The 21,704-nt window shown below is 66.1% G+C and carries 21 protein-coding genes; 13 read left to right on the top strand and 8 right to left on the bottom strand.

All coding sequences use genetic code 11. The features are described 5' to 3' along the window. Positions 1-16: 16 nt before the first annotated feature. Entirely contained in the window at positions 17-322 is a 306-nt protein-coding gene (locus WG908_RS03785) for a hypothetical protein (RefSeq protein WP_340185237.1), read from the bottom strand. A 21-nt stretch (positions 323-343) separates the two neighbouring features. Between WG908_RS03785 and WG908_RS03780 the strand changes: the two genes are divergently transcribed. Both WG908_RS03780 and WG908_RS03775 read left to right on the top strand, forming a co-directional pair. Continuing rightward, positions 344-1,468, top strand: a complete 1,125-nt coding sequence (locus WG908_RS03780; protein WP_340185236.1) for a hypothetical protein — start codon at positions 344-346, stop codon at positions 1,466-1,468. Next, positions 1,465-2,832, top strand: coding sequence for a cytochrome P450 (locus tag WG908_RS03775; protein WP_340185235.1), 1,368 nt, complete (start codon positions 1,465-1,467; stop codon positions 2,830-2,832). Before WG908_RS03780 ends, WG908_RS03775 begins: the two co-directional genes overlap by 4 nt. 52 nt (positions 2,833-2,884) lie before the next feature. Here the strand turns inward: WG908_RS03775 and WG908_RS03770 are convergent, their stop codons facing one another. The 4 genes from WG908_RS03770 to WG908_RS03755 form a co-directional block, all read right to left on the bottom strand. Then, positions 2,885-3,766, bottom strand: a complete 882-nt coding sequence (locus tag WG908_RS03770; protein ID WP_340185234.1) for a transglutaminase family protein — start codon at positions 3,764-3,766, stop codon at positions 2,885-2,887. After that, complete coding sequence (locus WG908_RS03765; RefSeq protein WP_340185384.1) at positions 3,763-6,231, bottom strand: circularly permuted type 2 ATP-grasp protein; 2,469 nt, start codon at positions 6,229-6,231, stop codon at positions 3,763-3,765. The genes WG908_RS03770 and WG908_RS03765 overlap by 4 nt, the downstream gene beginning before the upstream one ends. 2 nt (positions 6,232-6,233) lie before the next feature. Then, positions 6,234-9,563, bottom strand: a complete 3,330-nt coding sequence (locus tag WG908_RS03760; protein ID WP_340185233.1) for a transglutaminase family protein — start codon at positions 9,561-9,563, stop codon at positions 6,234-6,236. 161 nt (positions 9,564-9,724) lie between these two features. Further along, positions 9,725-10,291, bottom strand: coding sequence for an ATP-dependent Clp protease proteolytic subunit (locus WG908_RS03755; protein ID WP_340185232.1), 567 nt, complete (start codon positions 10,289-10,291; stop codon positions 9,725-9,727). A gap of 148 nt (positions 10,292-10,439) precedes the next feature. On the opposite strand from WG908_RS03755, the gene ruvA reads away from it, so the two are divergent. The 5 genes from ruvA (at position 10,440) to WG908_RS03730 (ending at position 14,459) form a co-directional block, all read left to right on the top strand. Continuing rightward, positions 10,440-11,045, top strand: coding sequence for a Holliday junction branch migration protein RuvA (ruvA, locus tag WG908_RS03750; RefSeq protein WP_340185231.1), 606 nt, complete (start codon positions 10,440-10,442; stop codon positions 11,043-11,045). A gap of 75 nt (positions 11,046-11,120) precedes the next feature. After that, positions 11,121-11,447, top strand: coding sequence for a GIY-YIG nuclease family protein (locus WG908_RS03745; protein WP_340185230.1), 327 nt, complete (start codon positions 11,121-11,123; stop codon positions 11,445-11,447). Then, entirely contained in the window at positions 11,441-11,530 is a 90-nt protein-coding gene (locus WG908_RS03740) for a ribbon-helix-helix protein, CopG family (protein ID WP_340185229.1), read from the top strand. The genes WG908_RS03745 and WG908_RS03740 overlap by 7 nt, the downstream gene beginning before the upstream one ends. Further along, positions 11,527-12,546 (top strand): Holliday junction branch migration DNA helicase RuvB, encoded by a 1,020-nt coding sequence (gene ruvB, locus WG908_RS03735; protein ID WP_340185228.1) that lies wholly within the window; start codon positions 11,527-11,529, stop codon positions 12,544-12,546. The genes WG908_RS03740 and ruvB overlap by 4 nt, the downstream gene beginning before the upstream one ends. Before the next feature lie 134 nt (positions 12,547-12,680). Next, positions 12,681-14,459 carry an AMP-dependent synthetase/ligase gene (locus WG908_RS03730; protein ID WP_340185227.1) on the top strand — a complete coding sequence of 593 codons (1,779 nt, stop codon included), beginning with the start codon at positions 12,681-12,683 and terminating at the stop codon, positions 14,457-14,459. A 107-nt stretch (positions 14,460-14,566) separates the two neighbouring features. Here WG908_RS03730 and WG908_RS03725 read toward each other — a convergent pair whose 3' ends face one another. Continuing rightward, positions 14,567-15,784 (bottom strand): cytochrome P450, encoded by a 1,218-nt coding sequence (locus WG908_RS03725; RefSeq protein ID WP_340185226.1) that lies wholly within the window; start codon positions 15,782-15,784, stop codon positions 14,567-14,569. Between the two features lie 189 nt (positions 15,785-15,973). Between WG908_RS03725 and WG908_RS03720 the strand changes: the two genes are divergently transcribed. Beyond that, a complete protein-coding gene (locus WG908_RS03720; RefSeq protein WP_340185225.1) occupies positions 15,974-16,582 on the top strand; it encodes a TetR/AcrR family transcriptional regulator in 609 nt (202 codons plus the stop codon). 21 nt (positions 16,583-16,603) lie between these two features. Here the strand turns inward: WG908_RS03720 and WG908_RS03715 are convergent, their stop codons facing one another. Further along, positions 16,604-18,121, bottom strand: a complete 1,518-nt coding sequence (locus WG908_RS03715; protein WP_340185224.1) for a cysteine--tRNA ligase — start codon at positions 18,119-18,121, stop codon at positions 16,604-16,606. A gap of 354 nt (positions 18,122-18,475) precedes the next feature. Here WG908_RS03715 and WG908_RS03710 point away from each other — a divergent pair, with 354 nt between their 5' ends. After that, the gene (locus tag WG908_RS03710) at positions 18,476-18,769 is read left to right on the top strand and encodes a TFIIB-type zinc ribbon-containing protein (RefSeq protein WP_340185223.1); all 294 of its coding nucleotides are present in this window, start codon (positions 18,476-18,478) and stop codon (positions 18,767-18,769) included. Positions 18,770-18,782: 13 nt separating this feature from the next. Here the strand turns inward: WG908_RS03710 and pspF are convergent, their stop codons facing one another. Beyond that, positions 18,783-19,784 (bottom strand): phage shock protein operon transcriptional activator, encoded by a 1,002-nt coding sequence (gene pspF, locus WG908_RS03705; protein ID WP_340185222.1) that lies wholly within the window; start codon positions 19,782-19,784, stop codon positions 18,783-18,785. A 181-nt stretch (positions 19,785-19,965) separates the two neighbouring features. Between pspF and WG908_RS03700 the strand changes: the two genes are divergently transcribed. The 4 genes from WG908_RS03700 to pspC are packed head-to-tail and all read left to right on the top strand — an operon-like array spanning position 19,966 to position 21,505. Further along, positions 19,966-20,145 carry a hypothetical protein gene (locus WG908_RS03700; RefSeq protein WP_340185221.1) on the top strand — a complete coding sequence of 60 codons (180 nt, stop codon included), beginning with the start codon at positions 19,966-19,968 and terminating at the stop codon, positions 20,143-20,145. Positions 20,146-20,182: 37 nt separating this feature from the next. Then, a complete protein-coding gene (pspA, locus tag WG908_RS03695; RefSeq protein ID WP_340185220.1) occupies positions 20,183-20,851 on the top strand; it encodes a phage shock protein PspA in 669 nt (222 codons plus the stop codon). A 4-nt stretch (positions 20,852-20,855) separates the two neighbouring features. Beyond that, positions 20,856-21,128: an envelope stress response membrane protein PspB gene (pspB, locus tag WG908_RS03690; protein ID WP_340185219.1), complete on the top strand. Its 273-nt coding sequence runs from the start codon at positions 20,856-20,858 to the stop codon at positions 21,126-21,128. Beyond that, positions 21,125-21,505, top strand: coding sequence for an envelope stress response membrane protein PspC (pspC, locus tag WG908_RS03685; protein ID WP_340185218.1), 381 nt, complete (start codon positions 21,125-21,127; stop codon positions 21,503-21,505). Before pspB ends, pspC begins: the two co-directional genes overlap by 4 nt. Positions 21,506-21,704 lie beyond the last annotated feature (199 nt).

Below are 21,704 nucleotides of genomic sequence, written 5' to 3'. Positions count from 1 at the left end.
TCGGCGAGGACGCACGTCAATCCTTGCGCTGGCCCGGCGCCTTGACGAAGCGGCGCAGCAATTGTCCGCGCCACAGCCAGCGGCCGGGATGATAGTTCCAGAAGAACCAGCCATAGGCGAGGCACCCGGCAAGCGCGAGCAGGGCCACCGGATCGCCATTGTCGCGCATGTGCCGGTAGAGCGCGTAATCGGCGCGCCACCGGTCGCGCTCGCCGCCGCCGCCGTTGATGCCATAGGCGTTGTCGTGACGCCGGCAGCCGACATTGCGGTTGTATTTGCGGTGATCTATGAAATAGCAGTAATCGCGTTCGGGCGTGGTCATGCCCCGATTAGGGCGGGGCCGGTGGAAAAATTCAAGCGCAAAGTCTTTTACCTCGGCGGTTTCGATCCGCGCGGCGTGCGTTTCTATCATCAGCTCTATCGCGAGCAGGCGGCGCGCTATGCCGCGCTGTCGGGCGAAGCGGTGGAGGTGAGCGCGCGGCGGGCGGGGCCGATCAACTCGGCGATCTGGACGGTGTCCAATCCGGATGCGGGGGTGGAGACCGACTATGAATATCTGCGCTGGGAGGACCTGGTCGGCAAGGTGTGGATCCGCAATCCGCTCAAGCTGGGCTGGCGGTCGATCGCCACCTATGTCGGCCATGCCCGCCACATGCAGTTCAAGCGGATGAAGCAGTTGCGGCCGGGGCCGGTGCTGACCATCCTCTATCCCCCCTTCCTGGCGGTGATGATCCCGCTGCTGTTCGCGCTGATCCCGGCCTTGCTGCTGTGGATCGTGCTGCCGCTGTGGGCGGCGGCGCTGGCGGGGGTGGCGGCGAGCGCGCTGCTGTCGGGGCGCTGGATCACCAAGCTGGTGGTGCCGTGGCTGCTGCGCTTTACCTATTATCATCACAGGCTCGCCGCCGGCGGGCCGGGCGAGGCGCTGGATGCGCGGCTCGACCAGTTCGCCGCGCGCATCGCCGACGAACTGGACGGCCCATGGGACGAAATTTTGTTCGTCACCCACAGCGCCGGCACGATTTTGGGCATGAGCGTCATGCGCCGCCTGTTCGACCTGCGCGGAGGGGCGATGCCCGATCATTTCGTGATGCTGGGGCTGGGGCAGGTGGTGCCGGTGGTCGGCCTGCGCCGGGATGCGACCTGGTATCATGCCGATCTGCGCGCGCTGGCCGACAAGCGGTTTCGCTATGTCGACATTTCCTCGCCGCCCGACGGCGCGGCCTATTTCAACGTCAATCCGCTGCTGTTGCACAGCGACGCGCATGTCGCGCGGGTGGACATGCTGTCGCCGCGCTTCCACCTGTTCTATGACCCGGAAAATTATCATGGCGGCTGGTCGAACAAATATGAGGCGCATTTCGACTATCTGCGGGTCGGCGACCGCCCATCGCCCGTCGATTTCATCAGCCTGACCGCCGGGCGCAGTACGGTAGACCAGGCGGTCGAGCGTTTCAGGACGATAGCATGACCGAACTGTTCCAGCCCCCCTATCCCCAGCCCAAGGCGAGCAAGCTGCAAAAGCTCAAGCGCTTCACCGTCGGGTGGAACAGCTGGATCCATGTGCTGTACGAAAAAAGCTATACGATGAAGATGGGCGAGGTCGGCGGGCGCGGCCAGCACATGTATATATTGAACGAATTGTCGCTGGTCGACCAGGTGCTGCGCGGCGGCACCGAATTTCCCAAGCATCGCGAAATGGTCAAGGGCATGCGGCCGTTGATCGGCAACAGCGTGTTTTCCGCCAATGGCGAGGATTGGGAGAACCAGCGGGCGATGGTCAATCCGGCCTTTGCCCATACCGCGCTGGCCAAGTCGATGCCGCTGATGGTGGGGGCGGCCGACGCGCTGCTGGACCGGCTAGCGGCCGCGGACCTGCGCAAGCCGGTCAATGTCGATCCGCTGATGACGCATGTCGCGGCCGACATCATCTTTCGCACGCTGTTTTCGCAGACGCTGGACGCCGAGCGGTCGCTGATCATCCACAACGCCTTCGGACGGTTCCAGCGGGCGGCGCATTCGGCATCCATGCTGGGCCTTTACGGCCTGCCGAGCAAATGGTTCGAGAAACGGTCGGAACAGCCGGCCGAGGCGATCCATGCGGTGTTCCGGCCGATCGTGAAAGAACGCTACGATGCGTTCCACGCGACCGGCGCGGCGCCCCATGCCGACATCCTGCAATCGCTGATCGAGGCGAAGCACCCCGAAACGGGCGAGCATTTCGATTTCGAGGGGGTGATGGGGCAGGTGTCGACCGTGTTCCTGGCCGGGCATGAGACGACGGCCAGCACCATGACCTGGGCGCTCTACCTGCTCGCCGAATGCGCCCATATTCAGCAACGCGCGCGCGCGCAGGTGATGGAGGCAGCCGGGGAGCAGGCCTTTACCGCGCCGATGCTCAAGGACATGGGGCATGTCCGCAATATCTTTCGCGAAACGCTGCGGCTCTACCCGCCGCTCGCCTTTTTCCCGCGCGAGGTGCCCTGTCCGATGCGGATGCGCGACAAGGACCTCAAGGTCGGGGCGATGCTGGTGGTCGCGCCGTGGCTGACCCAGCGCAACAGCGACAACTGGGCCTGTCCGCACAGCTTCGACCCCGACCGGTTCGACGATCCCGCCAATGCCGAAATGGTCAAGCAGGCCTGGTTCCCGTTCAGCCGGGGACCGCGCGTGTGCGTGGGCGCGGGCTTTGCCCAGCAGGAGGTGATGACGGTGATCGCCACCGTGCTGCGCCGCTATCGGCTGGCGGTGAAGCCCGGCTGGAAGCCCGAACCGATCAGCCGCCTGACGGTGCGGCCGCGCAGGGGCATGTTGCTGATGTTCGAGCCGGTTTGACTTCGTTCAGGCCGAACGGGCGCCAGGCGATCCCGATCATTCGAACGCTGCCCTATTCCGCCACCGGCGCGACGTCGACCATGACGCTGAGGCGCTGGCCCGCGCCGCCCACGAACAGCCCGTCCATCGGCGCGACATCGGCATAGTCGCGGCCCATGGCGACGAACAGATGGCCGTCGCCGGCGATGCAGCCATTGGTGGGATCAAAGCCGATCCAGCCGCGCGTCGGCCCGCACCACAGCATCGCCCAGGCGTGCATCGCGTCCGCGCCCACCAGCCGGGGCCGGCCCGGCGGCGGGTCGGTGCGCAGATAGCCGCTGACATAGGCGGCAGGCAGGCCGGCGAGGCGCAGCGCGGCGACCATGACATGCGCGAAATCCTGGCACACGCCATGGCGCGCGGCAAAGGCCTGCGCGACCGGGGTGCGCGCGTCGGTGGCGAAGGGGATATAGGCGAATTCGGCCTGGATGCGCCGGGCGAGGGCCAGCGCGGCGGCGACGACCGGCCGGTCGGGCGACAGGTCGTCGCCGCCCCATGCGGCGATCTGGGCAAGCAGCGGCACGCGGGGCGAGGCAAACAGATAATTGGCGGGCGCAGCGGCGCCGGTCGCGCGATCCAGCAGCGCGGCGGCGGCTGCCTCGGCGATGGTGGGATCGTCGGCGCGGGGAGCGATCGCGGCGTCGGTGACACCGGCGCGGAAGCTGGTTTCGATCCGCAGCTGCCGGATCGGGCTTTCGATCACGAGCCGCGCGACATTGACCAGCCAGGCGCTGGGCCGCCCGTCGACCGACCGCGCCGGCGGATCGACGCCGAGCGTGAAGTCCGATGTCCATTGCCCCGGCCAGGCGGCGGGCCGCAGCCGCAGGTTGAACCGGGCGAGCTGGACCGGTGCGGCATAGCGCACCGTCGACACATGACGGACCTGGTAGATCATGACAGCAGCGCCGACCCTTCGGCCTTTTCCGCCTTGCGCCATTGCAGGAAATAGCGCTGGCCGATGGCGTCCGACAGGCCGAGCAGCCGATATTGGGCATCGGCGAGATCGGCCATGGTCATGCTGTCGCCGGTGAGCGGTCCAAGCAGCGCGGCGATGCCGCCGGCCAGCCGCTGCGGCGGTTCGGGCAGGCCGTCGGTGGCAAGTACCGGCAGCGCCGAGAGATGGTCGGCGATGCGCGCGGCCTGGTAGCTGAGCGAGCGCGGATTGTGCGGCTCCAGCAGCACCATGTCGCGCACCGGCCGCACCGATGCTCCGGTCAGATAGCGGTTGCGATAGCTGATCTGGCTGTCGTTGAGGTCGAGCAGCACGGTCAGGTCATCGGCCGACGCGCCGTCCGCGCCGAAGCGGGCGGCAAGCTGGCAGCCGATGATCGCGCGTTCGATCCGCCGGCCCATGTCGTGGAAGCGCCAGCCATCGCCGCGCGCCATATTTTCCGCCGCAAGCCCCGACAGCGCGGAAATCCGGTCGATCATCCGCGAGGACGCATCGAGCAGGCTTTCGGTGACCAGGGCATCGAATATGGGTAACGGCTGGCGCAGCAGCCGCCAGAAGTCGACCGCCAGCCGGTCGCGCAGCCCTGCGCCGATTCCCGCCACCGTCGTCATCAGCGCCCGGACGCTGCCGGGCTGGCCGGCGTCGCCGATCGCGCTGGCGCAGAGCGCGGCGATCGAACCGCCATCGCGCACGGCGGCGTTCCATCCGACCAGCATGTCGATCAGCCCGCTCATCGTCGGCGAGGCGAGCGTGGGGCCAAGGTCGGCCTCGATCGATCCGCCGACGACCGCGCGGATGACGCGCAGCGTCGCTTCGGCGCGCTCGATATAGCGGCCGAGCCAATAGAGATTGTCGGCTGCCTTGGCCGGCAGCATCCCGCCGACGCGGCGGATCGGCGGGCTGTCCGATCCCAGCAGCGTGTCGGGCGGCACCGGCAGGTCGTCGATGATGCAGGTGTCGGCCGACAGGTCGCCTTCGCCCATCAGCGCGGCGCGGATGTCGCCATGGGCGGCGAGCCGGGCGAAGCCGCCGGGCATGATCCGCCAGCCCCCGGCGGCATCGCGCGCGACGAACACGCGCAGGGTGAAGGGCAGCGGCGTGAGCTGGTCCTCGACGATCGCGGGCGTGGTCGACAGGCGCACGACTTCCTGCCCGACATAGTCCATCGGCCGCCGCGCCATGGCGGCGAGCAGCCGCGCGCGCGCCGGGGCGTCGAGCGCCGAGCCGGGCAGCGAACGCACCCCTTCCAGCCCGGCGACGTCGCGGTCGAACGCCGAGCCGATCACCAGTTGGTCGAATGCCGTTTCGACATGGGCGCGTTCGGTCGGCTGGCCGCACCACCAGGTCGCGACATTGGGCAGGACCAGCGCTTCGCCCAGCACCGCGCTTGCAAGCTGTGGCAGGAAGGCGGCGAAGGCGCGCGATTCGATGACCCCGGCGCCGGGCCAGTTGCTGACCATCAGCCCGCCATGGGCGCAGGCATCGAACAGGTCGGGCACGCCGATCCGCGATTCCCCGTCAAAGGCCAGTGGATCGAGGAAGCGGCTGTCCATCCAGCGCCAAAGGCCATCGACGCGCTTCAACCCCTGGATGGTGCGGACGAACAACTGCCCGTCGGTGACGATCAGGTCCTCGCCCTCGACCAGCAACAGCCCGAGATAACGCGCCAGATGCGCCTGTTCGGCATAGCTCTGGTTGAAGCGGCCGGGGGTGAGCAGGCCGATGCGCGGTTCCGTGCGCGCGCAATCGGCGGCGAGGCCCCGGCGCAGGTCCGAGAAGAAGGGCGCGAGGCGGCGGCTGTTCATCGCCCCCAGCAGGTCGCCGGTGGATCGGGACAGGGCGAGGCGATTTTCGAGCGCATAGCCGACGCCGACCGGGGTGCGGACCCGATCCGCCAGCACGCGCCATTCGCCGTTGGGGCCGCGCCCGAGATCGGCGGCGTAGAAATGGAGATGATGCCCGGCGGGCGGGGGCGCGCCGGTCATGATCGGCCAGTGATGCGGGCTGCCGGCGATCACGGCGGCGGGCAGGCGGCCATCGCGCACCAGCGTCTGCGGCCCGTAGATATCGGCGAGCACGCGCTCCAGCAACTCGGCGCGCTGCGCCAGCCCGCGTTCGATCTGTGCCCATTCCCGCGCGCCGATCAACAGCGGCAGCGGGCTGAGCGGCCAGACCCGTTCCTGGTCGTCGCCGGTCAGGCGGAACGCCATGCCAAGGTCGAGCGCCTGCCGCGCAAGCTTGTCGGCCAGCGCCGCCGGGCTGCCCTGGGCAATGGCGCCCAACCGCGCGAACAGCGTCTGCCAGTGACCGGCAGTGTCGGACGGCGCGGCGGCGAACAGGTCGCCGTCCGTTCCCGTCGACGCGGCGCGGGCAAGATAGTCGTCCGCCCAGCCGGGCGTATCGACCATCGTCACGCGACCCGATGCCTGAACCGCAGGTCCAGCGTCATCGGGAATTCGCCTGGGGGTTCGGGCGGCGGCATGTCGACGGGACCGGGGGTGTGGCCATAATCCTGGAACCGCGCCTTGCGCCGGGCCTCCGCCTCATAGGCGTTGATCGGCACATCGTCATAATTGCGCCCGCCCGGATGCGCGACATGATAGACGCAACCGCCGATCGACCGTCCGCTCCAGCTATCGAGCACGTCGAAGGTCAGCGGCGCGTCGGCGGGCAGGTTGGGATGCAGGCAATTGGCCGGCGCCCACGCCTTGTACCGCACGCCGCCCACCCCTTCGCCCGGTACGGCGGTGGCGGTCATCGGCACCCGCCGGCCATTGCAGGTGACGATATGCCGCCCGTCGACCAGACCGTTGGCGCGCACCTGCAACCGTTCGGTCGAACTGTCGACATAGCGCACGGTGCCGCCGATCGCGCCGGTTTCGCCCAGCACGTTCCACGGTTCGAGCGCATGGGAGATTTCGAGTTCGACGCCGCCTGCGTTCACCGTGCCATGGACGGGGAAACGGAACTGCTTTTGCGCTTCGAACCAGTTGGGATCGAAATCATAGCCCGCGCCGCGCAGATCGGAGAGCAGTTCGAGAAAATCGGCCCAGACGAAATGCCCCAGGAAAAAGCGGTCGTGCAGGGTCGTGCCCCAGCGCACGAGACTGCCCTGCTGCGGCTCGCGCCAGAACCACGCCGTCAGCGCGCGTAACAGAAGCTGCTGCGCCAGGCTCATCTGCGGGTCTGGCGGCATTTCGAACCCGCGAAACTCGACCAGGCCGAGGCGGCCGGTGGGGCCGTCGGGCGAGAACAGCTTGTCGATGCAGATTTCGGTGCGGTGGGTGTTGCCCGTCACGTCGACCAGCAGGTTGCGGAACAGGCGGTCGACCAGCCAGGGCGGCGGCAGCGCGCCGTCGCCATCCCTTACCGGATTGGGCACCTGCGCCAGCGCGATCTCCAGTTCGTACAGGCTGTCGTGCCGCGCCTCGTCGATGCGCGGAGCCTGGCTGGTGGGGCCGATGAACATGCCGGAAAACAGGTAGCTGAGCGAGGGATGCCGCTGCCAGTAGAGAACGAAACTCTTGAGCAGGTCGGGGCGGCGGATGAAGGGGGATTCATCGACGCTCGCGCCGCCGAGCACGAGATGGTTGCCGCCGCCGGTGCCGACCGACCGGCCATCGACCATGAACTTGTCGGCGGTCATCGCGGTTTCGCGCGCGGCTTCGTACACCCCTTCGGTGATGGCGACCGTTTCCGCCCAGCTTTTGGCCGGCTGGATATTGACCTCGACCACGCCGGGGTCGGGCGTGACCTTGAGCAGGTTGAGGCGCGGGTCCGGCGGCGGGGTATAGCCTTCGATCCGCACGGGGATGCGCGTCGCTTCCGCCACGCGCTCGACCTGCGCGATCAGTTCCAGATAGTCGTCCAGCGTCTTGACCGGCGGGATGAACACCGACAGGAAATTGCCGCGCGGCTCGACGGTGATGGCGGTCCGCACCGCGCCTTCGATGAATGTCTGTTCGACGCGCTCCTGATGTTCGGCCTGCGCCGCTTCGGACCGTTCGACGCGCTCCCTTGGATCGGACTGGGCGCGATAGTCGGGCAGCGGCCCGCGCGGTTCGCTCGGGTCCTGGGCATGGATATATGGAAAATCGGACGGCGGCACATAGGGCAGGGTGCCCAAGGGCAGGCGATAGCCGAGCGCGGAATCGCCCGGCACCGCGAACAGCGCCTTGCGCCGCACCTTCCAGATTTCGCTTTGCCAGCGGGGTTGCGACACCTGGCTTTGCCAGCGCTGGATCGGCAGCACATAGCCGACCGTCTTGGACAGGCCGCCCTCGAACGCGCGGACCATGCGGCTGCGCTCTTCGGGATTGTCGAACTTGGGGTCGCCCGGCTGCGTGTTGGCGGGCAGTTCCGCTTCCTTGACCGACCAGGCGAGCGCGTCTTCATAGACCGGCTGGACGAAATCGCTTTCGACCCCCAGCCCGTCCGCCATCGCATTAAGGAAGCGACCGGCCATGTCCGCGGTGACCGTCACGTCGCCCGCTTCCGGCTCGCCCGCGATCAGGCTGACGTCGCGCCATACGGGGACGCCGTCGGTGCGCCAGAAGATTGAATAGCCCCAGCGCGGCAGGCTTTCGCCCGGATACCATTTGCCCTGGCCGTGATGCAGCAGCGCGCCGGGCGCAAAGCGGTCGCGCAGGCGGCGGATCAGCCGGTCGGCATAGCCCGCCTTGGTCGGGCCGACGGCATCGCCATTCCATTCGCCCGCCTGGGGATCGTCGATGGCGACGAAGGTCGGCTCGCCGCCGGTGGTCAGCCGCACGTCCTGGGCGATCAGGTCGGCGTCCACCTGTTCGCCCAGCGCATTGAGCGCGGCCCAGCGCGCATCGGTGAAGGGTTTGGTGATCCGCACCGCTTCGGCGATGCGGCTGACGTTCATTTCGAAGTTGAAATCGACTTCGGCGGGTTCGGCCATGCCGCTGATCGGCGCGGCGGAACGATAATGCGGCGTCGCGCACAGCGGAATATGCCCCTCGCCCGCGAACATGCCGCTGGTCGCATCGAGCGCGACCCAGCCGGCGCCCGGCACATAGGCTTCGGCCCAGGCGTGGAGGTCGACCACATCCTGCGTCACCCCCTTGGGCCCTTCGAGCGGTTCGACATCGGCGACCAGCTGGATCGAATAGCCCGAGACGAAGCGGGCGGCAAAGCCCAGCCGCCGCAGCAGCTGCACCAGCAGCCAGGCCGAATCGCGGCACGATCCGGTGCCGATATCCAGCGTTTCTTCCGGGCTTTGCACGCCCGTTTCCATGCGGATCACATAACCGACCCGCTGTTGCAGCCTGCTGTTCACATCGACCAGAAAGTCGATGGTCCGGCCGCGGAAGGCGGCGTGTTCCGCCACCAGCGCCTCGAAGCGCGGACCCTGCATCTCTATGTCGAAATAGGCGGCGAGGTCGGTCTTCAACTGCTCGTCATAGGTGAAAGGATAATTTTCCGCATAGGGTTCGACGAAGAAATCGAAGGGATTGATAATGTCGAGATCGGCGAGCAGGTCGACCTCGATGCTGAAGCGGTCGACAGGATCGGGAAACACGATCCGCGCCAGCCAGTTGCCGTGCGGGTCCTGCTGCCAGTTGAGGAAATGGCCCGCCGGTTCGATCTTCAGCGCGTAATTGGGCACCTTGGTCCGGCTGTGCGGGGCGGGCCGCAGGCGGACGACCTGCGGCCCAAGCCGGATCGGGCGGCTGTAGCGATAAGCGGTGAGGTGGTGCAGGGCGGCTTTTAACATATGTCGATCAGACGACACACCCTGTTGCAATGCAATATCCAATCGTCTGCCAATGACGATTTTGGCGCGTCAGAGTGTGTTTCCAAATGCGTCTTCGGCGCATCCGCCCCGGCCCAAAGCCCCAATCCGTTCTGTCGCGCGGTTCGAGACAGTCCCCGAGGCTACAGGACCGCTTCGACCAGCCCCAGCGCGCAGGCCTCGTTCGCTTCGAGATACCAGTTTTCGGTCGCTTTTTCGATCAGATCGTCGATGTTGATCTGCGACCCCAGCACCAGGTTGGCGAACCCCTCATTCTGGATCGCTATAGACGCTTCGATCTCGTTGATCGTGGCCTTGAGCGAGGCGATGCAGGTGGAAAGCGGGCCGGACAGGTGGATCTGCTTGGTGATCGATCGTTCGTGGATCATGATCCGGGTGCCGCGCGTGACATAGCGGTTCTCACGCGCGAAAAAGCTCATGAAGGTCGCGCCGGCCGAATAGACGGCGGTCTTGCCCAGGAAAACCAGGCGGCGATCGGGGTAGAGATCCGACAGGAAGCGGATGTCCTCGCCCATCATCCGGGCGATTTCCGGGTCGCCGCCCAGCGTGGAAATTTCCACCGCGACCAGGCCGGCCTGCGGTGCGGTCGACAATGCATTCTTGAAGTGCAGATACATGCCATGGTCGACATTGCCCGACAGCATGATCGCGGGAAATTCAAAATCCTTGGGGCCAAGTTGGGGCAGCATGGGAAACGTCGTCTTTCGGTTTGTTGCGGGGAATGGCCTGCATTACGCGCTGCGCCGCATTTGGTGCCGTGGCGGCGCGCTTTTTCTTTGCACTGGCGCGCCGCGCCACAGCATGTAAAGAACAGACCATGACCAAAGGGCGGATGGCATGATCGCAAAGCTGAAGGGGCGGCTGGACAGTACAGGCCTGGACCATGCCGTCATCGACGTGGGCGGGGTCGGCTATCTGGTCGGGGCGTCGTCGCGCACATTGTCGGCGCTGGGCCCGGTGGGCGAAGCGGTGACGGTGCATACCGAAATGCTGGTGGCCGAAGATTCGATCCGGCTGATGGGGTTCGCTTCCGCCGAGGAACGCGACTGGTTCCGTTTGCTGACCCATGTGCAGGGCGTGGGCGCGCGGGTGGCGCTGGCGATCCTGTCGGCGCTGGAACCGGCCGAATTGCATCGCGCGGTGGCGATGGGCGACAAGGCGATGGTGGCGCGGGCGAACGGCGTCGGGCCCAAGCTCGCCGAACGGATCGTGCGGGAATTGAAGGACAAGGTCGGCGTTGCGCCGGCGGGCAGCGCGGTGGCGGCGGGGATGGTCGCCATGCCGGTGGGCGGCAATGCGGCGGATGCGGTGTCGGCATTGCAGAATCTGGGCTTTCGCCCGGCCGAAGCGAGCGCGGCGGTGGCGGCGGCGGAGGCGGAAGTGGGCGAGGGCGCGACGCTCGACGCGCTGGTGCGGCTGGCGTTGCGGAAGGCGGCGAAATGAGGGGATTGACTGACCCCTGTCATGCTGAACCTGTTTCAGCATCCATTTCGCGTTTCGTGCCGGAGGGTCGAGACAGTGAAACAACCGTGCGTCTATATCCTCGCCAGCCGACCCTACGGCACGCTCTACATAGGCGTCACATCGGACCTGATCGCGCGACTTTACCAGCACCGGACGAATGCGGTGCGCGGCTTTACGGCCCGCTACGCCGTCCATCATCTGGTCCGCTTCGAGATGTGCGAGACTATGGAGCAGGCGATTCTGCGCGAAAAGCAACTCAAACGCTGGCATCGGCAATGGAAAATCAATTTGATCGAGGCCGACAATCCGCAGTGGGTCGACCTGGCGGTTGGGCTGGGTTCGCCGCCGATAGAACCGCAGTTGAGGCGCGATGGATGCTGAAACAGGTTCAGCATGACGCATGTGCCGAGGGTGCGGGCAGGGGAGCGCTGGTGCGGCTGGCGTTGCGGAAGGCGGCGAAGTGAGCGACGACCGCCTCATCGCGCCGGCCCGCCGGGCTGAGGATGCCGACGCCGCGCTGCGCCCCAAGACGCTGGACGAATTTATCGGCCAGCAGGCGGCGAAGGAGAATTTGCGGGTCTTTATCCAGGCGGCGCGGGCACGGGGCGAGGCGCTCGACCATGTATTGTTCTTTGGCCCGCCCGGCCTTGGCAAGACGACGCTGGCGCAGATCGTCGCCAAGGAACTGGGCGTGGGATTTCGCGCCACATCCGGCCCCGTCATCGCCAAGTCGGGGGACCTTGCCGCGCTGCTTACCAATCTGGACGAAGGCGACGTGCTGTTCGTCGACGAGATCCATCGGCTCAATCCAGCGGTCGAGGAAATCCTCTATCCGGCGATGGAGGACCGCGCGCTCGACCTGATGATCGGCGAGGGGCCGTCCGCGCGCAGCGTTCGCATCGACCTGCCGCATTTCACCCTGGTCGGCGCGACCACGCGGCAGGGGCTGCTGACGACGCCGCTGCGCGACCGTTTCGGCATTCCGGTGCGGTTGCAATTCTATACCGTGCCCGAACTGGAACTGGTGGTGCGGCGCGCGGCGCGGCTGCTCGACCTTGGCATCACCCAGGATGGCGCGAGCGAGATCGCGCGGCGCGCGCGCGGCACCCCGCGCATCGCCGGCCGGCTGCTGCGCCGGGTGCGCGACTTCGCCAATGTCGCGGGCGTGGCGGAAGTCGACCGCAAGGCGGCGGATTCGGCGCTCAACCGGCTGGAGGTCGATCATCTGGGGCTGGACCTGATGGACCGGCGCTACCTGCACATGATCGCCGATATCTATCGCGGCGGGCCGGTGGGGGTGGAAACGCTGGCGGCGGGACTGTCCGAACCGCGCGACACGGTGGAAGAGGTGATCGAGCCATATCTGATCCAGCTGGGCCTGATCGCGCGCACCGCGCGGGGGCGTTGCCTCAACGGGCCGGGCTGGAAGCATCTGGGCCTCAATCCGCCAGCGGATGTGCAGGACGGGCTGTTCGACTGACGGGTCCGACAATGCGCTGACGCCGCATCGTGCGGTCTCAACCATGAGCCTAAATCCGATAGCCGTCGCGGCAGGGCGAGCGTATAGCCGCGCCAGGCGCACGGTCGATGCGTCCAACCGGAGGAGCCGATGCGGTGAGGGCGATAGAGACATTTCCCAATCTGGCAGCACTGTTCTTTGCGCGGGCGCAGGAGAAGGGGGCCGCGCCCTTCCTGTGGCGCAAGCGCGCGGGCCAGTGGCAGTCGATGAGCTGGGCGCAGGTCGCCGCCCAGGTCGCCGCGCTCGCCGCCGCACTGCGCGCGAACGGGCTGCGGCCCGGCGACCGGGTGGTGCTGGTGAGCGAGAACCGCCCGGAATTCTGCATCGCCGACCTGGCGATCATGGCGGCGGGCGGGGTCACCGTGCCGACCTACACCACCAACACGACGCGCGATCACCAGCATATCCTGACCGACAGCGGCGCGCGCGGGGTGATCGTGTCGAGCGCGAAGCTGGCCGCGACGATGATGCCGGCGGTGCTGCGGTCGCAGGCGGCCTTCGTCATCGGCATGGAGCCGGTGCGCGGCATGCAGGGGCAGATCGCCTGCCATCTATGGGATGAGCTGATCGCGGCGCACGCGGCCGATGTGGAAAGCTGCGCCGCCGCCCAGACCGCCGGGCGCAGCGACCTCGCCTGCATCATCTACACCAGCGGCACCGGCGGCAGCCCGCGCGGCGTGATGCAGCATCATGGATCGATATTGTGCAATATCGAGGGGGCTGCCCGATTGCTGGCAGAGGATTTCGGCTGGGACGACGAGATATTCCTGTCCTTCCTGCCGCTGAGCCATGCGTACGAGCATAGCGGCGGCCAGTTCCTGCCGATCCTGCTGGCGGGGCAGATCTATTATTCGGAAGGGCTGGAAAAGCTGGCGTCGAATATCGAGGAAGTGCGGCCCACGATCATGGTGGTCGTCCCGCGCCTGTTCGAAGTGCTGCGCGCGCGGGTGATGAAGGCGATCGAAAAGCAGGGCCGGTTGCCGGGCTTCCTGCTCGCCCAGGCGCTGCGCATCGGCGCGAAGGAGCAGCAGGGCAGGCGCTCGCTGTTCGACCTGCCGATGAAGGCGCTGCTCGGCCGCACGATCCTGCCCAAGGTGCAGGGGCGCTTTGGCGGGCGGATCAAGGCGATGGTATCGGGCGGCGCGCCGCTCAACCCCGATGTCGGCCTGTTTTTCCAGTCGCTGGGCATCACCCTGCTTCAGGGCTATGGCCAGACCGAAGCGGGGCCGGTGATCAGCTGCAACCGGCCGGCCGCGGGGATCGCGATGGACACGGTCGGCCCGCCGCTCGACGGGGTCGAGGTCAGGATCGCGCAGGACGGCGAAATCGTCGTGCGCGGCGAGCTGGTGATGCACGGCTATTGGCGCAACCCGGCCGAAAGCGAGCGCGTGTTGCAGGATGGCTGGCTGCATACGGGCGACATCGGCGAGTTCGACGCCGCCGGCCGCATCCGCATCACCGACCGCAAGAAGGACCTGATCGTCAACGACAAGGGCGACAATGTCTCACCGCAAAAGGTCGAGGGGATGCTGACGCTGCAACCCGAAATCGGGCAGGCGATGGTCTATGGCGACCGCCGCCCCCATATCGTCGGCTTGCTGGTGCCGGACGCCGAATGGACGCGCGAATGGGCGGCGGCGCGGGGCCGGGCGGTCGATGCCGTCCATGACGAGCCGGATTATCTGGCGGCGCTGCGTGCGGCGGTCGACCGGGTCAATGCGGAGCTTTCGGTCATCGAGCGGATACGGCGTTTCGTGCTCGCCGACGAACCGTTCACGATCGAGAACAGCGAAATGACGCCGTCGATGAAGATCCGGCGGCATGTCATCCGCGCGCGTTATGAGGATCGGCTGGTCGCACTTTACAAAGGCTGAAAGCATCGGACCCGACCCTGTCCGGGCATTGCCGCCGGAGGGCGCGGCCACCCGGAACGGCACATCGGCCGCCCCGGCCATGCAGGGCGGCGATGGCCTTCATGCGGTCAGCGGCGGTCGAACGACATCCACAATGTCTGCAAGCCGTAGGGCGTATAGCCTTCGAGCGGAACGCAGCTGTCTTCGCCCCGGCTGTAGCGGAAATTCCTGAGCCGCTGGGTCAGTGCCTCGAACGCCATGCGCAATTCGCCGCGCGCCAGCTGGTTGCCGATGCACAGATGGATGCCGGCGCTGAACGCCAGGTGGCTGGTGGCGTTCTTGCGCTCAAGATCGACTTCGGCGGGGCAGCTGAACTGCGCCGGATCGCGGTTGGCCGCGCCGAAGCGCACCTCCACGATTGCACCGGCGGGGATGGTCACATCGCCGAACTGCACGTCTTCCAGCGCGGTGCGCCACAGGCATTGCAGCGGCGTGGCCACGCGCAAGGCTTCCTCGCCCAGCGCCTTGGCGCGCGACGGGTCGGCATGGACCTGTTCCGCCAGGTCGGGACGGTCGATCATCAGTCGCATGCCCGAAGCAAGCGTTGTCGTTGTCGTTTCGTTGCCCGCCACCAGAATCTGGAAAATCAGGCTTTGAAGTTCCTGGTTGGTGAGATTGCGCCCTTCGGTGTCCAGGTTGACCAGTCGGCTGAGCAGCATGTCGTTGGGTTCGGTGCGAACGCGCTCGATCTCGATCGCCATATATTGCTGCATTTCGACCATGATATGGGCCAGCTCCAGCTCGCGCTCGGGCGTCACGGGGCCGGTGGTTTCCACGGCCATGTTCGACCAGCGCTTGAACATTTCGCGATCCTCACGCCGCACGCCAAGCTGTTCGGCGATGACGTACATCGGCAACGGGACGGCGAAATCGGCCAGAAAGTCGATTTCCTTCCGGTCGATGAAATCGTCGATCAGCTCGTCGATGATTTCGCCGATCCTCGGCTCCAGCCCCTTCACCTTGCCGGTGGTGAACACCTTGTCGACCAGGGTGCGATAGGTGCGATGTTCGGGAAGGTCGTTGGACACCAGCGTGTCCATCGGCAACCAGCCGCCCTTTTCCATGATCTCATTGGCTTGCGGTGTCCAGCGGTCGCCCAGATAGGGCGTCTTGTTGCTCAGGACCGAATGGCTGACCAGCGCCTTGCGGACATCTTCGTACCGGGTGAGGACATAATGGCCGGTTTCGGGATCATGGAATACCGGCTGCTCTTCCCGAAGCTTGTCGTAGAAGGGGAACGGGCATTTCTGGATTTCGGGATCGGTAAAGCTCTGCTGCGACGTCATGGTCCACACTCTCCTCATCGGCTTTTGCGACGGTTCGCTCGAACGACCGACCCCAAGCAGAATCGCTACTGCGCCCATTTACCCGCAGAGTCAATTAAAAGAATGATTGATCATTCGTACGGTATTGAGGCAGATAGGATATCGCGGCATCCCTGGATGCGTGCACGACAGCGGTGAGGAAAGGTGACGATGGTACGGACGGCGGCAGCGGTTATGCGGCAGGAAGAACGCACCGGGCGGCGGCAGGCCCAGATCCTGGATGCGGCGCGCGCCTGCGTCCGGGTCGAAGGCATCCATGCGGCCAGCATGAGCCGCGTTGCCGCCGAAGCAGGGATGAGCGTTGGCCACATCTATCAATATTTCGAGAACAAGGAAGCGATCATGCTCGCGCTGTGCGAGCGCGACTTCGACGATTTCATGCTGCACATCATGAAAATCAGCGACAGCGCCGGTCGCGACGTCGACGCCATCGTCCAGACATTTTCGAAGGAAATCATCTGGCTGCTGGACAGCGATCGGGCCGCGTTCACGCTCGAATTCATGGCCGAAGCCGCGCGGAACCCGAAATTTTCAGACCTTGTCGTGCGCGTCGACCATCGCCTCCGCAGCGCCCTTCGCGCCATCATCGAACCGGTGCTGGAAGGGCTTTCCCGACGGGAAATCGACATGCGGGTCGAAACGCTGCTGGTGATGACCCGATGCCTGACGGTTCATGCAGGCACGCGGCCGATCGGCGATCGCGGCGCGCTTGCCTCCGGCTTTGAACTGGCGTTTCGCGGCGTGATATCGCCGTCATAGCGCCGGGGAATTGAAAAGGCGTCAGTCGAGCGCCACGCGCCATTCCCAGCGCAACGGATCGCCGTCCATCACGTCCACGCCGCGCGCGGCCAGCGAATCGCGGATATGGTCGGACAGCGCGAAATCCTTGTCCGCGCGCGCGGCCTGTCGCCGGTCCAGCTCGGCGTCGATTTCTGCGGGGGTCATGGTGGCGTCAGCGGGCGCAAGCCGCAGGTCGGCGCGGGCCAGCGTCAAAAGATTGAGGCCCAGCGCATGGTCGAACGCGGCGATCAGGCACAGCCGTTCGTCGACCGGCACCTTCTTCATGCCCAGCACTTCTTCGACCAGCGGCAGCGCGCGCGGCGTCATCAGATCGTCGCTGATCGCCGCGTCGAACTGTTCGAGCAGGGGGGCAAGCCCTGGGTGGAGATTGGCGCGCAGATAATCGAGCCGGGGCGATTGCCACGTCACCCCTTGCGCGCGTGCCTTCAATGCCTCGATCGCCATCACCAGCCGCTTCAATCGCGTCAGCGCCGCGCCCAGATTTTCCGGCGAAAATTCCAGTTCGCTGCGATAATGGGCGCCAAGGCACAGCAGGCGGTAGGCGAGCGGATGCACGCCGCGGCCGGTCAGCGAAAAGAGCGTGGTGAAACCGCCCCTGGACTTGGACATCTTGCCGCTGCGGTCGACGAGGAAATTATTGTGCATCCACCAGCGCGCGCCGGTGAATCCCGCCGTCGCGGCGTCGACCGTGCCGCCGCAACAGGCGTGGAACGCCTGGTTCTGGGCGATTTCATTGGGGTGATGGATTTCGCGATGGTCGATGCCGCCTGTGTGGATGTCGAACGGATGGCCAAGCCTGGCCTCGCTCATCACCGAACATTCCAGATGCCATCCCGGCGCGCCCTTGCCCCAGGGGCTGTCCCATTCCATCTGGCGCTGTTCGCCCGGCGGCGACGCGCGCCAGATCGCGAAGTCCGAAGGGTTGCGCTTGCCCGCGACCGGGTCGATCCGCGCGTGCGCCGCATCATCGCGCCCGCCGGCGAGCGCGCCGTAACCGGGCACGGTCGCGGTGTCGAAATACAGGCCGCTGTCCAGTTGATAGCAATGCGCCGGCGCGATCTTCTGTGCGAAGGCGATCATCTGCGGCACATAGTCGGTCGCGACCGTCCATTCGCTGGGCGCGATGATGTTGAGATCGGCGATATTGGCCTTGAACGCCTGGGTATAATGGGCGGCTATGTCCCAGATGCTCCTGGCGCTGGCGCGGGCCGCCGCTTCCATCTTGTCGTCGCCCGCGTCGGCATCGCTGGTCAGATGGCCGACATCGGTGATGTTGATGACATGGGTGACGTCCAGCCCCTTCCACAGCAGCACCCGCCGCAGCGTATCGGTGAAGACATAGGCGCGCAGATTGCCGATATGGGCGTAGTTGTAGACGGTCGGCCCGCAGCTGTAGACGCGCGCATGGTTCGGCTCGATCGGCGCGAACGGCTCGACCGTGCGGGTGAGGCTGTTGAACAGGCGCAGGGGCGCGGGGCTGTGCTGGTCTTCGGACATGGGCGAGCGATGGCGCGAGAAGGCGCGAGGGTCAAGCGCTTCGCCCCCGTGCGCGCCGTTCGCGGAACGGTTACAAATCATTGCTCGTCGTCCGTCCCCTTGCACTGCGCCGGCATCGAACCAATATCGATGTTGCGGGCCGGGCCCCTCTGGCGGCCGGACCTCCCCACAAGGGAACCGGACGTGATGTCGGACCGCATCGAGTGCGCTCGGTGCCGGTTCGGGGGATTTGCCCCCCCTCAAATACCGCCCGAAGACCGCATCGGCGCACTCGATCCTTTGTTTTTCAAGACCCGACAGGATGGAGTCTTACCCTCGTGAACCATTGCCCCGACCGGCCAGAGGACATGAACGATGCGTGATGCCGCCAGCCTTGCCGGGATGCTGTGCCCGGTCTGTCATGTCGGGCTGGCCATGACCGATCGCCAGGGGGTCGAGATCGACTATTGCCCGCAATGCCGGGGCGTGTGGCTCGACCGGGGCGAACTCGACAAGATCATCGAGCGTTCCGCCGTCGGCGCATCCCCGCCCGCGCCGCCCCAGCCGGGCTATCGCCCCGACCGCAGCCACGGCAATGGCGGGTACGGGAGCGGCCAGCATCATCCGCAAAAGCGCCGCAAAAGCTTCCTGGAGGAATTGTTCGACTGACAGCGCCGCAGCGCTATGCCGCCACGCCCAGACCGTGCTTCTTCATGCAGTGGCGCAACTGGTCGTAGCTGAGGCCAAGCGCCCTGGCGGTCGCACGCTGGTTGTAGCGGTGATGCGCGAGCGCGGCGCGCACGAGCGCCGCTTCGTGGGCGTCGACCGCCGCGCGCAGGCCAGGCACCTGGGGAACTGGCGGTGCGGGCGCGGGCGCCGAAGCGGGCGGCGCGCCTGGCGGTGCCGGCTTCCATGGCGAGGCGAAGGGGTCGAAACTGATGGCGCTGATCGGCCGGGTGGCATCGTCCCAGCGATAGACCGCGCGTTCCACCACGTTGCGCAGTTCGCGCACATTGCCGGGCCAGTCATGCCCTTCCAGTTCCGCCATGGTCGCGGGCGTGAAGCCTGGCCATTGCGGCCATTTGATCTCCGCCGCCATGCGCCGGCCGAAATGGTCGGCCAATACGCGCACGTCGCCTTCGCGCGCGCGCAGCGGCGGCAGGGTTATGACCTCGAAACTCAGCCGATCGAGCAGATCGGGGCGGAAACGGCCGGCCCGTGCGGCGGCGGGCAGATCCTCGTTGGTGGCAGCGACGATGCGCACGTCCACCGTCAGCGGCCTGGATGCGCCGATCCGCGTCACTTCGCCATATTCGACGACGCGCAGCAGCCGTTCCTGCGCCGCCATCGACAGCGTTCCCAGTTCATCGAGGAACAGCGTGCCGCCGTCGGCTTCCTCGAAGCGTCCGGGGCGGGCGCGGTTCGCCCCGGTGAACGCGCCCTGCTCGTGACCGAACAGCTCCGCTTCGATCAGCGTTTCGGGCAGCGCCGCGCAGTTCATGACGATCAACGGTTCGCCCCAGCGCGGCGACAGGTGATGCAGCCGTGCGGCGATCAGTTCCTTGCCGGTGCCACGCTCGCCGATCACCAGCACCGGGCGGTTGAGTTCGGCCGCGCGGCCGGCCAGTTCCACCGCGTCGAGAAAGGCCAGCGACTGACCGACAAACTGGGTATTCCTGTCCATTCCCAATAGTTAGCAAAAATTACCATCATTCGGCAATAATTTTGCTCAGCTTAAGGCGGCAATCGATGGAAAGGCGCGGATTTCCGTGCGTTCCGGCAAATTGGCACAGCTCCTGCTATATTGTCGGTAACCGCGACAAGCGCGGAAAGACATGAAGGCCAAAGGTTCAGGAGTGAAGTCCATGCGTGAAGAGACCAAGATCGAAGCGGGCCGCATCGGCCAGGCGCTGTCCGTGGCTCTTGCCGCCGTCCTGTTCGGATCGACCATGATCCTGTCGGCGGTCGGCCCGGCCCGCGCCAGCGAAGCCGCCGTCATGGCGGCGTCGCAACCGGCCCCTGCGCCCGCCCGTTACCTGGCGTAAGCGCCTCCCCACAAAGACCATCAGGAGTGTAGTTCCCATGGGTATTTTTTCCCGCACCCGCGACATCATCGCCGCCAACGTCACCGACCTGCTCGACAAGGCGGAAGACCCGGCCAAGATGATCCGCATGATCATCCTGGAAATGGAGGAAACGCTGGTCGAGGTGCGCGCGTCGGCCGCCCGGACCATCGCCGACCAGAAGGAGATGCGCCGGCATATCGCGCGGCTTGCAGGCTTGCAGGACAGCTGGACGCAAAAGGCGCAGCTCGCGCTCAGCAAGGACCGCGAGGACCTGGCCAAGGCGGCGCTGGTCGAACGGCAGAAGGCGGCCGACATGGCCGAGCAGCTGGGCCAGGAGATTGCGACGCTCGACGAGGCGCTGGGCGCGTCGGAAGAGGATATCGCCAAGCTCCAGGCCAAGCTGCGCGAGGCGCGCGCGCGCCAGAACAGTCTGGTCACGCGCATGGAAAGCGCGCAGAATCGCCTGAAAATGCGCGAAGCCTATGCCGGCGAGAAGGTCAATGACGCCTTTGCCCGCTTCGACCTGCTCGAACGCCGGGTCGACATGGCCGAGGGCCGCGCCGACGCCATGGGCATGGGCGCCGCGCCCAAGACGCTGGAGGAAGAGATTGCCGAGCTGGAGTCGAACGACAAGGTCGATGCCGATCTCGCCGCGCTCAAGGCCAGCATGAACAAGGGAGCCTGACCCCATGGAAGACGTACTTGTTCCCATCGTCGTGGTGGGCATGTTGTTCATCGGCATGCCCTGGCTGATCTTTCACTATATCACCAAGTGGAAGCAGGCGCCCAAGATCACCGACGAGGACGAACGGCTGCTGGACGAGCTGCATCTGCTCGCCCGGCGGCTGGAAGACAGGTTGCAGACGGTCGAGCGCATCGTCGCCGCCGACAATCCCGATTTCCGCCCCGCGCGTCCGTTGGAGACGGACGATTACAGCTTTGACCGGAGGACCCCGCTATGACCGCCCGCCGCACCAAATTCTACCTCGACAAGGCCCATGGCAAATGGATGGGCGTGTGCGCCGGCATTGCCGACTATACCGGCATCGATGTGGTCTGGGTCCGTGTCGGCGCGGTGCTGGTGACGCTGATGGGGGCCTTTCCCTGGACGCTGATCGCCTATTTCGCGGCTGCCTATTTCGCCGAGAACAAGCCGAGCGGCCTCTATTCGGATCGCGACGACGAGAAATTCTGGCAGGGCGTGCGCACCAATCCCGCGCGCTCCACCCGCGATGTCCGCTCCAAGTTCCGCGACATCGACCGTCGCCTGGCCGACATCGAAACCTATTATACCAGCCGCAATACGCGCCTGGCCGACGAAATCGACAGCCTGCGCTAAAAAAGCGCAGGGCAGGCAGCGTTGGTCGAAGCAAAGCCGACGCCGGTCGAAAAATCGCCCGTCGAGCATATAAAATCGAAAGGCTTTCACGGGGTCGCATCGTTTAGCACAAGGAAAGCGCGTTTGCGCTGAAGCACGAAGGTCAAACATGCAACCGGCCCGCGACCAGGCGCGGCCCCCCAGACAGCCGGGAAGGCAC

Source organism: Sphingobium anseongense (assembly GCF_037725245.1).
Taxonomy (GTDB): domain Bacteria; phylum Pseudomonadota; class Alphaproteobacteria; order Sphingomonadales; family Sphingomonadaceae; genus Sphingobium.
The sequence above is the reverse complement of the archived record's forward strand: the minus strand, read 5'-3'. Positions and strand labels throughout refer to the sequence as shown.